Source organism: Parasphingomonas frigoris (genome assembly GCF_036663815.1).
In the GTDB taxonomy this organism is placed as follows: Bacteria; Pseudomonadota; Alphaproteobacteria; order Sphingomonadales; family Sphingomonadaceae; genus Sphingomonas.
The window spans coordinates 1-389 of the sequence record NZ_JAXOJQ010000034.1; the positions used below are offsets into that span (position 1 = coordinate 1).

The 389-nt window shown below is 62.7% G+C and carries 1 protein-coding gene and 1 pseudogene; one reads left to right on the plus strand and one right to left on the minus strand.

The window, feature by feature from the left end; genetic code table 11:
- Positions 1 to 193 (plus strand): annotated as a pseudogene (locus tag U1872_RS22205) (spore coat protein U domain-containing protein); the annotation flags it as partial.
- Here the strand turns inward: U1872_RS22205 and U1872_RS22210 are convergent.
- Positions 178 to 389 (minus strand): hypothetical protein (locus U1872_RS22210; protein WP_332795046.1); only part of this gene is annotated, 212 nt, incomplete at its 5' end. The pseudogene U1872_RS22205 and the gene U1872_RS22210 overlap by 16 nt on opposite strands.

Sequence of the window (389 nt, forward strand, 5' to 3'; positions counted from 1 at the left end):
GTCGCTGGCGGTCATTTATACCAGCCCATCCAGCACCACCGACGATGTGGACTTCTCGTCGAACAACGGCAGCAGCTGGACCTATGATCCGAGCGCGACGCCCCGAGCCGTCACCAACGTGCGGATCAGACCGCGCGGAACGATGGCGGCGGGATCGAAATATACCGTGTCGCTGCCTTACGCCCTATTCTGACCGAGATTCGGACCGGCGTTCGGATCGGCAACGGGCGAGCCTGGCAGCGAACCGACCAGTTCCATCTTCGTTGCAGTCGAACCCACCTCGATCCCCGCCTCGCGAAACTGGCGGAGCAGGGTGAACAGCAATTCGCTGCGGATCGGATACGCGTCGCGCGGGGACGCGACATAGGCGAAGCAGTTGAACTTGGCGC